Below are 14,001 nucleotides of genomic sequence, written 5' to 3'. Positions count from 1 at the left end.
CTCTCGGTAGCGTCCACGAGTACGGCGGCTCGAACCTGAATGCGCTCTGCACGACCCCACGGGAAACCGACCACTACGCACCAGCCAGCGGACGCGATGGCCAGCCTGCTCATCTGGGTCTTCGAGAGCGCGCGGCCGAAGAGCCGGAGGCGGTCACCGAGATCTCCAGCAACGCCTCGTGCCGGCAGGATCACCGACCCAGGCCGAGCCGGGGTCGTGCACAGATCGCATGCCCTGTCACCGTCGCCCGGTCCGGCTTGGGTGGATGCCGTGGCAGAGGAGCGTGCCGTCGTGGTCCAGGAGACCGCACTGAACGCGCGGGCCGGATGGACCCGATAGACACGGCTCCCCAGACAAGCGCATCGAGGCGCGATCAGTGGTCCCGGTCGTAGGCTCGGCCTATGCCTCACGCGGACCGCGGGACCGGACTGACCAACGCGGTGGAACAGATCTTGGGCAGCCGCCGGGACTCGCTCCTTGAGGTCAAGGAGGCCGTGTGCAGGTTCGACGACTTGACCACGGACGTCAGTACAGTCGAATTCCTTCCGATGCCGATGAAGCTCAACCGGGTCGCGAAGTGGCGCGAGTCGGCTCTCCAGAGAGGCGAGGATTGGGCGTTCGTCGAGATGGACTGTGGCACACGCGTCCTCGCGATCGACGAGCCATCACCCCGCGGACTCGCTGATCCGCTCGCGGCAGTTATGTTCCCGGCAGTCCATTCGCGACTGGTCTCGTGGTGGCTCTTCCATGCCTGGCGATCAGTCGACCTGCTCACGGACACGCTCTTGAGCGTGGAGGGCTGGCGCTTGTACTCGGCCGCTGTCTCGTCTCGATCTCTCATCGAGCACACCGGATGCCTGCTGTACGAGGCCAAGAAGGTCGCAGCAGCCTGGGCCGCGGCCAAGGCCGTAGACAGTGACGCCAAAGCACGTGCTCAGACCGTCTACCGTGAGCTGGCACCGGTGTTGAACCAGGCCGGGTTCGGGTCGAGGATGAAGTCGGCGAACGAGGCTTTCAAGGCCACAAATGTGCAGACGTACGTCGACAAGCTGGCAAAAGACACGGGCAATCGCCACTTCCTGGACTGGTACGACTGGCTGAGCGATGCCGCGCACCCAGCCCTGGGTGCCCGCCTCGCGTTCGCGAGCGACGCACTGGTCCACGAACATGGCGCGGTCCTCCAGCGATACCACGCGCGATCACCCATGCACCTTCGGGGAAACGGAACGGTGCAGGACTTCGAGCATCCGATCTTCCAGAAGCCGGTCGACGCACTGATCGCATGCGGAAAGATCATCGAGAACCTGCTGGAGAGCAGCCTGGATATCGTGGACGACTTCGGACTCACCACGCAGGCGGCTACGTACACACGACGCTCCTATTGGAGGAACTTCACGCCAGCCGAGACGAGTGCCGTGTGTCCTTGCGGCCGTGAATCCGGGGAAAACTGCGAACATCGATGGGGCAAACCTGCGCCAGGGATCAGGGCGCTTGCCGGTTAGGTGCCATGTGACAGATGCGCGCGGCGTGGAAGCCGACGGGACGTGTTCGACCCGTCGTAACTAGTGTCGGCGGTCGGGGCAGTCGATGCCGCGGTCGAACATGGCGCGCACTCGCACTCGGTGATCTGCATCGTTGGGCTCAGGTGTGCCGGGTCATTGACACTCTTGGTCCGCAGCGAGCTCCAGGAAGGCCACAGGCCAGGGCGTCGGTACCGGAGAATCGCTACATGCCGATCATCCCGCCCGCCTCAACCCCGCCGCTCGCCGGCCTCGTGCAGCGTCCGATACGTAAGCTGCGCGACGCCGACGCGGCGCTCACGCTCGTCTCCGAGGCCTGGGACACGTTTCGCGCGTCGACCTCTGCGGTATTCGAGCCGAGGATCGAACTCGACGCGGGTGCGGTCGAGTACGTCGCCAGGATCCCCGTCGCGCCCCCAGTCGAGGAGTTCGAGGAGCGTCTACGTGCTGTGGTCGAGGATACTCGGTCCGCGCTCGACAACGCTGTCCACGCGATCGGAACGGCGCAAGGGGTGAGCCAGAAGGCGGCGAAGAACATCGCGTTCCCGATCCTCAGCGATCGCGCCGAGTGGGCGAAGGCGCGCCGTGGGCGGCTCAACGAGGTCTCTGAAGACGTCGTCGGCAGGATCGAGCAGGTGCAGCCGTACCATCAGTCCGACGACAGGTTTCCTCCCCATCCGCTGGAGGTGCTGCGCGAGTTCTCGAACGCCGACAAGCATCGCGCCGGGTTCGCAGTCGAGCTCTCACCGAGCGTTGTGACCGAGCGACTGCTCAGCGAGATCAATCTCGTCATCCCTTCGCAGACAGCAGCCGACGTCCCCCAGTCACTTACACCAGAGGACGTCAGCAGGATGGTCGACCTCGACCTAGATCACGTCGTCGACGGTGCCGTTGTCGTGCGGGTGAGGGTCCCTGGGCTGGCCTCAGCTGAGCACCTCGAGATCGGGCCGCTCGACCTGCCCCTCATGCTCAACGCCACCCTGCACGACGGCGCGCCGTCACATCCGGTCATCCCGACAATGCGCAACGCGCTGCGCTTCGCACGGGAGACGATCCGTTACGTCACCGGCGGCACAACCGACGTGCCGGTCCCGTTCTTCGCCGCATAGCTTGCGCATCGTCTTTCTCACCCCCGCTCTGCCACGAACCCAACCCCTCCGCGACCTTACGCGCGCATGTGGTGTAAGGCGCATATGACGAGGTCACGCGCGATTCCATCCTGTCGAGCACCTGGACATGGGCCCACCACCAGGAGCCGGCAAGACCATGCTGGCCTCCCGGCTGCCGGGGATCCTCCCCGACCTCACCGACCGCGAGGCGGTCGAGGTCACGGCGGTGCACTCCGTCGCGGGCACGTTCGACCCGGGCGGAGGGCTGATCCGTCGGCCCCCGTTCGAGGACCCGCACCACACGGCCACGCAGGCCGCGGTGGTGGGCGGCGGGTCGGGTATCCCGCGTCCGGGTGCGGTCTCGCGGGCGCATCGCGGGGTGCTCTTCCTGGATGAGGCGCGTGAAATCGGAATCACACTGGCTGGCCGCTATTCTTGCGACCGCACAGCCGTCTGACCGGGCCCCGAGCCGGGGTTCTTCCATTTCGCTCCTTGGCTCGGCCAACCGCCAGCTGCGACATCTGATGTCGGATGCGTGCTGCGCAGCAGGATCCGGTTCAGGAGCGCACGCGATGACGCGGTTGCGAGGGTCACCAACCGAGGATCCTGTAATTGGACCCATGCGTAACCAACTCACCGACAACAGTGTCGGATCGCCAGGGGAGTCCTAGCTGTAGCCGGAAAGAAGCCGGTCCGGGTCCCGAGCGGAGGGGACGCGAAACTGCCCATGAAGAAACAAGTTGTGGGGCCACCTCAACGTCTGAGCTTCCCTAGCCCTCGGATCGCCGAGGGCTCGCGTCGAGCAGGCCGCGAGCTGCTTCGATCCCCACGAGAGACGTCTTGACATACTGCAGATGCTCGTCGAGGCATGGGTCGAGTAGCGCCCCATTCACGATCGCGAGAAAGGCGCGGCATCGAGTCTCAAAATCGTCGAGCCGCTCCCGGACGAAATCTCGTGGGGCCCAAACCGTTCTGCTGGATGCCTCTGCCATGCCCTGTGAGATCAGCCAGGGAACCAGATCTTGGGCGGCCAACGATCTGGCGCGTGCATCGCCCCAGTTGATCGCTGGCTTGCTAGCGACGGCGATCTCTTTGTCGATTGCAGCACGGAGGCGCGGCACGTCACGGAGTAGAAGGGCGACGTCGGCTTCGACATCTCGTGCCGCGGCCCGTTGGTTGAGGCTCAGTGAAGTGAGGGACTGATCGGCGTTCGGTGCACTCTGGTCTGGGTCGGCGACCGGGAAGCGTGTTGGGTCGCCGGTCATGCCGAAGCCCAGCCCGACTCTGGGTCCATCGGTCGTCTTCTGCTTGCTTCCGTAGACGGCTGATACGTCAGCCACGTAGACGAGCCGGTTGGGGTGTCGCTCCAGAGTTCCGAGGGTCACGACGAATCGGTCGCCTTCGCCGGACTTCAGTTCGTGGAAGATGTCGACCTGAACCGCGCGTCCGACCGTGTCCAGGACTGTCGGCAACATGAGGTCGTACTTTGCGGTCGGTTCAATGGCGCCTCGGAGCGTGAGCCAGGCGACCGAAGGGGCGATTGGATCCCACACTGGCGCTGCGACAATGCGGTCAATCTGCAGTTCAAGAGCGGTCAGATGGGCATTGCCGCCGCCGTTGTTAATTACCTTGATATCCAGAGTGACCTTGTCTTCGCCAGGGCTGGTCATATCGGCGATAGCGACCCCCACGCTGACGATGTGCGGGTTGGCAGGCAGCGGGCGTCGTGCCCGGACCACCACCCATGTGCCCGCCACGGCGCAGGCGGCCGTGACGACACCGACGATCAGTTCCCACATGAGTCGAAGGGTACGGGAATTGGTTATGTTTGTCCGCAGTTTGCGCGATTCCGGACAAACGATTATGGGGCGTTTGATGCCCCACAATCCCTCTCGTTCGACACGAAAAGCAGCGTTTGAGGTCGTAAGACAGTCAAGACTATCTTTGAGCGTTCTTGGAGTAGCTCAGGACGCCACCACCGGGGCAACGTGCCTAATCTAGGGCTATCCCTGGGTTCTGGCATGTACGCGCATATTCCCCCATCGCCGCACTGTGGCGCCGCGGCGTCGGTCGCGTGGTCCCCGGCCGGCCAGCGAGTGCCCAGGCGGAATCTGCGTAACGTTCACCCGCTCTTCGCGGATCATTCCGGCGGATGGGTCATTACGATCGCCCGGTATGGAGACCGAGGAAGAGGTCGCGCAGTACGGTCGCGAGAACGACGCAACGATGTGGCGATCCGACAGGTGGTACCGCCTCATCTTCCAACTGCCCGTGCTCGTGTTGGTCATTGTGAGCCTCGGGTGGACTCCGTGGTGGTCTACCGCCCTCATGTTCGCGGGCGCGTTCGTGTTCAACTTCTTCTCGGTGTTCATACTGCTGATCCCCGATTTTCTAAGGTTCCTCCTTCAGGTTGGTGCGTTTGTAGCGGCGTGGCAGCTCGGGGCGCCGCTTTGGTGGGTTATCGCCTTTGCGCTTGGCGTCCCTGCCTGGCGTCACCTTGCGAGAGCAGTTGGTCGGGGCCTCGCGCGCTACCGTCCCCCGAGGCCGGACCCGGGCATCGGGAAAACCCACTGTCGCCATACCCGGGACAAACAACCGGTTATCACAAGGCTCGCTGCCCACGGACGTTGGGCAGATGCGCTCGACGTCGCCCTGACGGCACTTGCGGCGCACCCGCGCGACGACAGCGACTGCCTTAAGGACGTCGCGCTCCAGGCCGGTGAAATCGCACTCCGGGCAGGCCATCCTGATCTAGCGCTCAGTTGTGCGCAATACGTATACCGGGTCTCGCCATCGGCGACGGAGCACGAGTTCAGGGCTTGCTTGCTCGGGGCAGGCGCGGAGGCCGCCAAGTCGACGTTCGAGGGCAGCAAGAACACGTTGAGGCTGGCGGCTATTGCGACAGGTGGCAAGAGCAAGCTGGTAAGCCTGATCGCTCCGCCGACAAAGGTGGTAGCCAGCGTCACTGGTTCCGAACCCCTCGACGTAGACCAGATCATCGGTTTCACTGGGCGTCACCTCGGGACGGGCGAGGCGATGGCGGTCAGGCTGCTCGACTTCGCGGATTGGTTTCGCAGTGCAGGGTCGCTGGACGAGGCCCTCGTGCTGTACCGCCTGGCACGGCACGCGACCGAGTTCGACAGGCTCGTCGATGACATCGGCAAGGTTCCCGACCGGCTCGGACGCCGGTGGGCGCTACGCGGACACCGTTTTGCTCTCGCTGTCACGGGCCAACTGGAGGCGCGGCAGGCCTTGGGCCAGAAGATCCACAAGCGGACCGTCGCCGCGGGGCAGACTGCCCTGACAGTCCTCCTTCAGCTCGGTGACCACACCGTCGCGATGCGACTGGCCGCGGTGCTCGCGGAGGTGCTGGTCGCCAAGGGGCGTGCGAAGGATGCGCTCGCCACGCTCGCGATCGCCGACCGGATCGAGAACCGGCACGCCGCTCTTGTAGCGGACTGGGCCGCCGTTCGGCTGTGGCAGGACGCGGAGGAGAAGCTCCGCGATGTGCACGACTCCATTCGGCCCGACCAGACTGGGGCACTAAGAGAAGACGGACTTCCGTTCGATTCAAGATGGCTTGCTGGTACTGGCACTGCCGCTGCGCGAACGGGGGTCAGCCTCGCCCGGGACCTGGAGGACTTGCTGGGCGGTTGCTACGTTGTGGCGCTGCGGCACATGTCTGGCCATCTTGGCGGCGTGGGACTGCATGACGCGGCATTGCTCGCCGCCGAGGAGGTGGTGCGGATCCGGCGAGAAACTGATCCGAGCGATCTCGATCCGTTCGTGTATCTCGGCTGGCCGCTGTGGAGACTCGGAAGATGCCTGGTGGCTGTTGGTCGTCAGGACGAGGGGCTCGACGCTGTGCTTGAGGCTCTACCGTATTTCCGTGAGGGCGCGACCTCCGCGGCCTCTCGCGCCACCTGCGTCCTGGCAGTCCAGGAAGCCACGCGCATGCTGATCGACGCGAAGCGGTTCGAGGAAGCGTTGCCTCTCGCGCTGGAGCAGGTTCGTCGCTGCGAAGAACTGTCCAAGGTGACCCCGAATTATCGTAATGTCCTCGATGCGCTGGGGTATCTCCGTGACGTTTTCTTTGCGCTCGGGCGGCCGCAGGACGCCGCCGCACGGTACGAGCTTGTCGCACGACGATGGGAAGAAGATGCCGACGCCGACGGCGAAGAGTGGGAACTTGAGGCATATCGGCGAGCAGGCCGAGCGTGGTCCGAAGCTGGGGAGTCTGACCGCGAGCTCGAGCTGCTCCGAGAGCGCGACAGGGTGCTTCAGGGTTATGACGAAGCACACGGCGGCCGGTACTGGGTGGTGTGGGGGCGCATGGAGGTCAATCTCCGGATCGGGCGCATCCGATATCGAGACCCTGCGAAGTGGAACGAGGCACTGACGTCCTTCCGCGTCGCGCACGTGTGCCTGCAGGAGTTGGGCGAGACCTACACAGGCGACTGGCATCGGAGGCATTCGATGGTTCTGGGCTACATCGGGGATTGCCTGCTTGGGGGGACGCCGGAGGATCAGGCAACGGCGCGCTCGACACTCGCGGCGGCTCTGGACTCGGCTTACGCGGTAGGCAAGGGCGAGTCGGGGCAGTGGGCCGCGGGTATCGCCAACGCGGCAACACGACTCGCCCAGACCCTGCTGCGGGAAGGTGACGCACCCGGCGGACTCGCCGTCATCGATCGCGCCTTGGCCCATGTCCGCGACGTCGCCCCCGGGTTCGAGTGGCTGCATTTCTACGCGCACCTGTGCTGCATGGTGACCGCCGACCATGAGCGCGCGGAACTCGAGATCCGCGAAGCAGACCGGCTGATCGCGGCACATGGGACCTGGCTGCGGTACCTCATGTACCTGTGTCTTGGCATGGACGCGAAGGCTACGGAACTCATCGCGAATCGGCTGGCCGAAGGCGCCGGACTTGACCGAACCGACGTGTGGCTCTTGCGACAGGATCTTGATGACCTTGCACGCATCAAGGGACCGTCCGCGGCTCACGACACGATCCGAGCCCTCGTCGACGGCCAAACCGCGACATGACAGTGCCTCGTGTTACGGAAGACATGGGCTGGGACGGCGAAGTCGAGAGCCTGGTGAGCCGGCTCGACTCCGATGCCAATGCTGCCCTGTATGCGGCGCGCCACGAGTCAAGGACCCTTGGTCACGACCAGACGTCGACGGTCCACCTGGTGCTGGCCATACTCAGCGAGCCAGGTGGCGTCTCTTACAGAGCACTCACCGCAGGTGGAATGGTCTATGAGGACTGCCGGGCATTTGTGGCTTCGCTCGCCGGCAGCGGAGACCGTGCCGGACCCGCCGATGGCCGCCAAGCGGGATGGCTTGCCGAGGACGCCATCGCCGCGCTCCACGCTGCGTCGGCTGGCAACGGCGACGATGTATCCCTTGCGGACCTCTTGCTCGAAGCTGTACGGGAACCCGGGCCGGTCGCGAAGCCCTTGCTGCAGAGCTACGCCATCACGACGCAGTTGTTGGAGACATTCTTTGCCAGGGCGGCCGCCGAACGAATCCGCGCCGACTCTTGGGCCAACGAGGTTCCGGCCGCGGGTTTGGAATTCGCGTCACCGCTTGCGCACGACCTCGTCCGTTCCGCGATGGCCGAGGGCCTCACCATCGACGGGTTAATCTGGTCGCTGCTGACCTCAACCGATGGCGACAAATCCAGAGCCGGGCTGGCCCTGAGTTCGCTGGACGCGCCTTGCGTCGAGATCGCAAATCTTCTCAGGCTCACGGAACCCGCGCTCGTCGCGGACGACCCTACTCAGGCCCACGTCAACCTGGCTGCGGTGGCGGCAGGCGCCCCCCGCTGGCTGCCGCGGACAGGAGACCGGCGCGTGGACTCCGTACACCTCTTCCTTGCTGCGATGGAACACTCGCCACAAGCAGACTTCGCCACGGCGTTGAAAACACTTGGCATTACCGACGACTTCCTAGTTGCAGCTGCCGTTGATGTCCGCCGAGATACCGGCCCTCGTGACCGGTCGGGCGTACCAGACGCACTCATGGCGGACGGACCGCGCGGCCCCGCGCCGACGCTCCCACCAGCCGAGAGCGCACCAGCTCCGGGCGTGCGCAACCCCCGGTGGAACCGGCGCCTGCATCGGGCGTCGATGCCGTCCAACAGCCACCTCAACACCGACCTGCAAATCCACCGGCTGTGGCGATACAGCCTCGTAACGCCAATCTGTCTTGTCGCCTGCGTGATCTATGACGTGCTCCTCATCATCGAAGCGATCAGGACCGGCAACTGGTGGTTGCTCGGGGCCATCCCCCTTGGGACGCTCGCTCCGGCTTGGGTCCCTGTGCCTGTTTGGCTCGGCGCACCGCTCGTCGTGGTCTGGTTCATACCTCCAGTCGCGCAGCTCATGCTGGCCCTGATACTTGTCTCTACCGCACTTTCGACATGGATCGGGCTGCAATGGCGCCGCGCCGCCACAGGCGACCCCACCTACGGCCTCGCCCGGTGGCGCCGCGACACGTGGATATCGTCCCGCTCATTCATGATGGGCGGATCCCAGTGACAACGTCTCGCACTCCTACAAAGCTGTCACCTGAGAACAAGGAATGGCTGCGCGGACGCGGGGGAGAGACCGATCGCGACCTGCATGACCTGGCATTCCTCATGGACGTCCGTGTAGCGCTCCAGTCGCTTCCGAGAGTCCTCCCGCGAGTAGTCCTCGATGTGGTGGCTGACCACCCGAAGCTCCGCAAGACCCGGTCCACTCGAGACCGCATCGGCTCATACCATGCAGATCTCGACTGGATCCTGGGCGCCGAGCAGGTGCTCCGCCCGCTCACAGTCAGGCTGCTCCTGCTAGTCGCCGCAACGCTTGGCGGAATGCTCGTTGGCTTCCCATGGTGGGCTGCGGCGCTGCTTGGCCTCGGGTGTTCGCTCGCACTTGCCGGTCTGGCCGCCAATATCGCAGGGGTTGCAATTGGGGTCACAATCCTAGCGCTCTTCCCCGCGACTTGGAGCTGGGTGGTGATCGCAGGCTATGGGGCCGTCATGGTGCTCGCCAGCGAGCGGCTGCTGACGGTAATCGGTGGTGGTGCTTTGGGGCCCGGCCTCGGATTCATGCCGGTGCGTGTGATGACTTGGTTCCTCGTGAGGGGTGTGTGGAGCAACTTCGCGGTCGGAGTGGACAAAGCGCTGGGCGACGACGTGCACCGCGCCGAGCCATTCCTGTCTTACGTTGAGGACCGTGTCGGGCCGTACCGAACTGTCGTCGTCCACGCACGCGCACTCGTCCTCGCCCGCACAGGAGAGGCATCCGCAGGCCTGCGGATGATCGCAACGGACACTGTGGACCCGTCTTTGCCGCGAAGCGTCCGGGGATGGTGCCGGTTCGTGGTCAGTGACATCCTCGCCTACGCGGGTCAGGACGAAGCGGCCGTCGCACAGCTGCGCCGAGCGATCCCCCTGCTGCAGAACCGCCGCTCGCGGGGCGTGCGCATCGCAGCGCAACTTCGACTGATCGACAGTGCGATCAAACAAGGCGAGTTGGACAAGGCCATCGACACGCTGCGGGACCTACGTTGGTTCGCAGTCAGCAATCGACATTCCGACCTGGTCACAACGACCGAGGGCTATCTGGTCCAGATGATGCTCGCAGCCGGCAACGAGCCGGGCGCGCTGTGGACGCTAGCGACAGTTAGCCTCCCGGACTCGAGAAAAGGGCGTGCAAACGAGTCAAGGTCACGCACCGCGATGTGGAGCGTGCTGCACGCACAAGTCGCGATGCAGCAAGGGGAGGAAGGGGAAGCCCGCCGCCAGTCGGACAACGCGGTCCAACGAGCGGACGATCTCCCCGACTTTAGCGTCCGAGCGGCCGCACACCTCGTGCGCGCTGAGCACCTCTACCTCTTCACGGGTGCGCAGGACGCCTTGCCTCATGTTCTTGAGTCGCTCGGCTACCTGCAGCATGTGCGCTACGGACTTCCGGGATCGCACTGGCGCCGCGGCTGGGTACGCCTGAATTCGCGCGCGTACGAGTTGGCATTGGAAGTCGCCTCCGATCTCGACGATCCTCATCTCGTCGCGGAGATGCTCGAGAACATCCGGGCACAGGCGATTCCGGTTGGCCTCGACCATTCCGATCGGAGCCTGAGCGAGCTCCTTGAGGCCATCATGGACCCTTTCGCCAAGCGGCCGGGAGAACTACGGCACGACGACGCAGGGGGCACCAGCCAAGCGACTGGCGATGTCCTTGCCGCTGCTGGCGCAGATCCGCTGATGCCGCCACCTGCTGTCGGCATCCAGGGCGCATCATGGGTGAGAGGGCCGGCCGAGCGTACTCTCGATCTCGATGCTCTGATCGTGACCACGGTCGGGGATCTCGGGTGGTATTGGTCGGCATGCATCGGGGGTGGACGCTACTGGTGGACCGTGCGCCAGCCTGGTGGAACCTGGTACTGGGGGTCGACGGACCTCGCGGAAGGCAGTTTGGGCCGGGGCGCGTTCGATGACCTCATCCAGGCCATACCTGTGAGATTCACAGGTGAGTCGAACGAGGTGTACGGGCCAAGGGTCAGGTCGAGCGCGCTTGCCGGAAGCGCGACCGGGCACGAACTTGTGAACCGGCTAGCCGACGCGTTCCTCCCGCCGCCGATCCGAGACGACCTGGCAAAACGAGATCCCGATAATCCCATGTCACTGCTTGTGAGCCTTGCCGGGTCCCTTGCAGCCCTACCCGTCAATGCCCTCCACGTCAGCGACGGACACCGAGTGATCGACACCGCGGTCGTGGGCCACGTGCCTACCTCTGTCATGCTCGATCGCCTACATGCCGAGCGGTCGTTGAGCCGCGGGACGAAGAGCGCGATCACACTGTCGGTCGTCGACCCCGATCCGACATGGCATGCGATGGAACATGCAAAGGCGCCCGCCTCCTCCACGACGGTCTTGGGCCGACCAACCACAAAGGCGGACGTCATCGCAGCCCTGCAACACGCCGATCCCGAGGGCGTCTTCTGCGCCTTCGCTCACTATGCGCGCCGCAGCGAACCCGCAGCTGGTGGACTAGCAGTCGCAGGCGGTGTGCTGTCACTCCGCGACCTTGTCGGATCCGAAGAAGCGATTCGCGTTCCCGAACGTGCGCTCCTGTCCCTCTGTGAAAGCCTTGCGGCCGGAGCAAGCGAGACAATCACAGGCAATGAAGCGGCCGACCTCTACGCTGGGACGTGGGAGTGGCTCGGACTGACCGCGGGATTCATCCTCGCCGGCGCCCGACACGTCGTGGCGACCGCATGGCCCGTCATCGAAGATGAGCATGAGCAAACCAGGCTCATCGATCATGCTCTAGCCAACGCTCTGGCCCAGCCGCATCCCGCCTTCGCCGTACGCGCGGCCATCTTGAAGCTCGCCCCACCCGGCGCGACCGGCAACGGACTAGCTCCCATCCTATGGTCGGCATACACATACACAGGCTTGTTCACGAACGCTGAACCGGAGACCGTGACAGTGCCGGAATAACCGAGCCGAACAACGCACGGAGATGTGTATTGCCGTGACCATGTCGGCCCGGGACAGGCTTGCAAGAGCCGTGGAGTAATGCACGCCGCGACGTCGCACGAGAGCTGTGCAGCGAAGAGATGCTCTTCAACGTAGGTTCGAGGGAGATTGGTGGCCCGAGTGAATACACCGCCCGCGCGACAGACGCCTGCAGGTGTTCGCTTCGAAGCATCCGGCGATACGCCGGCGTACCTTTCCATGACACAGCACCGCACTCAAGCTGATGGGGGAAGGAACAAGTGGGTGATTCCGCCAGCGGGTGAGTATCGCGTGTTCGCCGATTCTCACGTAGCGCAATGGGTGTGTGTCAATGGCCACAACTGGGGCGTAAGTGCAGGGTTCGCGGAGATTGGCACGAACAAGGAACGCATCGCCAAGTTCCCACGGCCTTCGAATGCTACCGATGAGCGCCACGGGTACCCGGTCTCGGCTCGAGACCATCGGCGTGAACTGGTCCACCGTCCTCCGGCAGAGGTTACGACGCTGTGGCGAGACTCAGGTTTAATTTCCGAAATGGAGAAAGCGCGGATCGACAGAGGGAAGATATGATGCATCATCTTTCGGTGTTTATCGAGGAGCCTCGGGCGCTCGATGCATTCGCTTATCGTGGCCACCTATTCGTGCTGACTTTCGACGGATGCTTGATCACATACAACATCTCTCAGATCGCATCAAGTCTGGATGAAGAGCACGGTGATGACGGGCTAGTGGCGGCCTATGGGCTGTTCTCAAGCAAAGGTATTGGTGCGTCACCTAGAATGAAGAGCGCTTGGAAGCGATTCGATCACTCGTCCTCACGGTCTTTGGAATTGCCGTCGTCCCCCGTGGCGACTTCTCCATTCGCGATCGAAGCATCCGCTCACCTCGACATGCGCGTGTATTACAACCGGGTCTTCGTTGCGACAGATCGAGGTACCTTCTGGGCTCCGCTGGAGAGCACGGGCCAAGTGTCGTCGGACCGCGACGCGGTGAGGTCGATAACCAGGGCTCCGACAGAGTCATTGAGTACTGGGATGGGCGCGGTTGGTGCTTCCCTCGGCGAAGAGGGCCTGGCGATTTTCGCAAGGATCTACGCCGAAGATTGTGCACCGGAGAATCGTCTTCTGCGCCGGTCGATCCGTAGCACGATCGGTTGGGGCAGTGCGGTGAACTATCCAACGCATGATTCGTATGAGGTTCTTGAGAGTACGATTGTCGAAGACGGCCAAGGGAGGAAGGAACTCCTGGGGGTGCATGCTTCGTCCAGCAGCAAGGCCGCCGGCGTGGATGTTCAACGCGGCGGATATGTTACTTGGGAGTCGGGTCGGCTGCTCCTGGCCGATGCGGTTAGCGTGAGTTCGTTCGGCAGAGCGAGCAGCTCAAGTCGACGACGAACGCTAGCTCGAGCTGGTGGCGGCGACCAGCCGCTTTGGGTGGGTGTGACCGGTAACCGGTGCATCGTGACAGAGACGGCTGATCGCATCTCGGTCGCCAAAGCGGACCAGTACCTCATTCTTCACGAAGGACCGGCAGCATCGGTCCGAACTTTTAGTGGGTCCCAGCGCTACCAGCGCCTGGTGGCCGCCACTGTGGACGGTGGACTCCTGCTTAGCGCTGTATTCCGGTCGGACAAACTCTGATGAGTTATTCGGTCGATTCGGTCGATTCGGTCTGCGCGAAGCACCCTTCGCCCAGTGAGGCGGCGTGCATGAACCGCAACGTTGGCGGTGAGAGCTTGGCACCAGTGAGTCCGGGCGAGGCCGCACGAACCGGGCGGGCATCACCACCGTGGGATGACCACCCGTGTGGTCTCGGGATCGGCCCCGGATCGCGATGGGTTCCACGGAGTGACCGCTCG

Annotated in this window: 7 protein-coding genes and 1 pseudogene; 7 read left to right on the top strand and 1 reads right to left on the bottom strand. The window is 64.1% G+C overall.

Going from position 1 to position 14,001, the window contains the following annotated elements; genetic code table 11:
- Positions 1 to 401 precede the first annotated feature (401 nt).
- From ACNYC2_RS18620 to ACNYC2_RS18610, 3 genes and pseudogenes are all read left to right on the top strand, one after another.
- Positions 402 to 1,502, top strand: coding sequence for a hypothetical protein (locus ACNYC2_RS18620; RefSeq protein ID WP_419703219.1), 1,101 nt, complete (start codon positions 402 to 404; stop codon positions 1,500 to 1,502).
- Between the two features lie 227 nt (positions 1,503 to 1,729).
- Positions 1,730 to 2,629 (top strand): hypothetical protein, encoded by a 900-nt coding sequence (locus ACNYC2_RS18615; protein ID WP_419703218.1) that lies wholly within the window; start codon positions 1,730 to 1,732, stop codon positions 2,627 to 2,629.
- Positions 2,630 to 2,747: 118 nt separating this feature from the next.
- Positions 2,748 to 3,035, top strand: a pseudogene (locus tag ACNYC2_RS18610) (ATP-binding protein); the annotation flags it as partial.
- 364 nt (positions 3,036 to 3,399) lie between these two features.
- Here the strand turns inward: ACNYC2_RS18610 and ACNYC2_RS18605 are convergent.
- Positions 3,400 to 4,428: a hypothetical protein gene (locus ACNYC2_RS18605; RefSeq protein WP_419703217.1), complete on the bottom strand. Its 1,029-nt coding sequence runs from the start codon at positions 4,426 to 4,428 to the stop codon at positions 3,400 to 3,402.
- 376 nt (positions 4,429 to 4,804) lie between these two features.
- On the opposite strand from ACNYC2_RS18605, the gene ACNYC2_RS18600 reads away from it, so the two are divergent.
- From ACNYC2_RS18600 to ACNYC2_RS18585, 4 genes are all read left to right on the top strand, one after another.
- Positions 4,805 to 7,675, top strand: coding sequence for a hypothetical protein (locus ACNYC2_RS18600; RefSeq protein WP_419703216.1), 2,871 nt, complete (start codon positions 4,805 to 4,807; stop codon positions 7,673 to 7,675).
- Complete coding sequence (locus tag ACNYC2_RS18595) at positions 7,672 to 9,174, top strand: Clp protease N-terminal domain-containing protein (protein WP_419703215.1); 1,503 nt, start codon at positions 7,672 to 7,674, stop codon at positions 9,172 to 9,174. The genes ACNYC2_RS18600 and ACNYC2_RS18595 overlap by 4 nt, the downstream gene beginning before the upstream one ends.
- 101 nt (positions 9,175 to 9,275) lie before the next feature.
- The gene (locus ACNYC2_RS18590) at positions 9,276 to 12,125 is read left to right on the top strand and encodes a CHAT domain-containing protein (RefSeq protein WP_419703214.1); all 2,850 of its coding nucleotides are present in this window, start codon (positions 9,276 to 9,278) and stop codon (positions 12,123 to 12,125) included.
- 602 nt (positions 12,126 to 12,727) lie between these two features.
- Complete coding sequence (locus tag ACNYC2_RS18585; protein WP_419703213.1) at positions 12,728 to 13,783, top strand: hypothetical protein; 1,056 nt, start codon at positions 12,728 to 12,730, stop codon at positions 13,781 to 13,783.
- Positions 13,784 to 14,001 lie beyond the last annotated feature (218 nt).

The sequence above is a fragment of the Promicromonospora sp. NFX87 genome (genome assembly GCF_048564965.1).
Lineage (GTDB): Bacteria > Actinomycetota > Actinomycetes > Actinomycetales > Cellulomonadaceae > Promicromonospora.
Note: the sequence above shows the minus strand (reverse complement) of the source record. Positions and strands in the feature narration are given on the sequence as shown.

What these genes read in the sequence shown, in the direction of transcription:
- ACNYC2_RS18620 (WP_419703219.1), top strand. Translation starts at nt 402, where the DNA reads ATGCCTCACGCGGACCGCGGGACCGGACTGACCAACGCGGTGGAACAG.
- ACNYC2_RS18615 (WP_419703218.1), top strand. Translation starts at nt 1,730, where the DNA reads ATGCCGATCATCCCGCCCGCCTCAACCCCGCCGCTCGCCGGCCTCGTG.
- ACNYC2_RS18605 (WP_419703217.1), bottom strand. Translation starts at nt 4,428, where the DNA reads ATGTGGGAACTGATCGTCGGTGTCGTCACGGCCGCCTGCGCCGTGGCG.
- ACNYC2_RS18600 (WP_419703216.1), top strand. Translation starts at nt 4,805, where the DNA reads ATGGAGACCGAGGAAGAGGTCGCGCAGTACGGTCGCGAGAACGACGCA.
- ACNYC2_RS18595 (WP_419703215.1), top strand. Translation starts at nt 7,672, where the DNA reads ATGACAGTGCCTCGTGTTACGGAAGACATGGGCTGGGACGGCGAAGTC.
- ACNYC2_RS18590 (WP_419703214.1), top strand. Translation starts at nt 9,276, where the DNA reads ATGGACGTCCGTGTAGCGCTCCAGTCGCTTCCGAGAGTCCTCCCGCGA.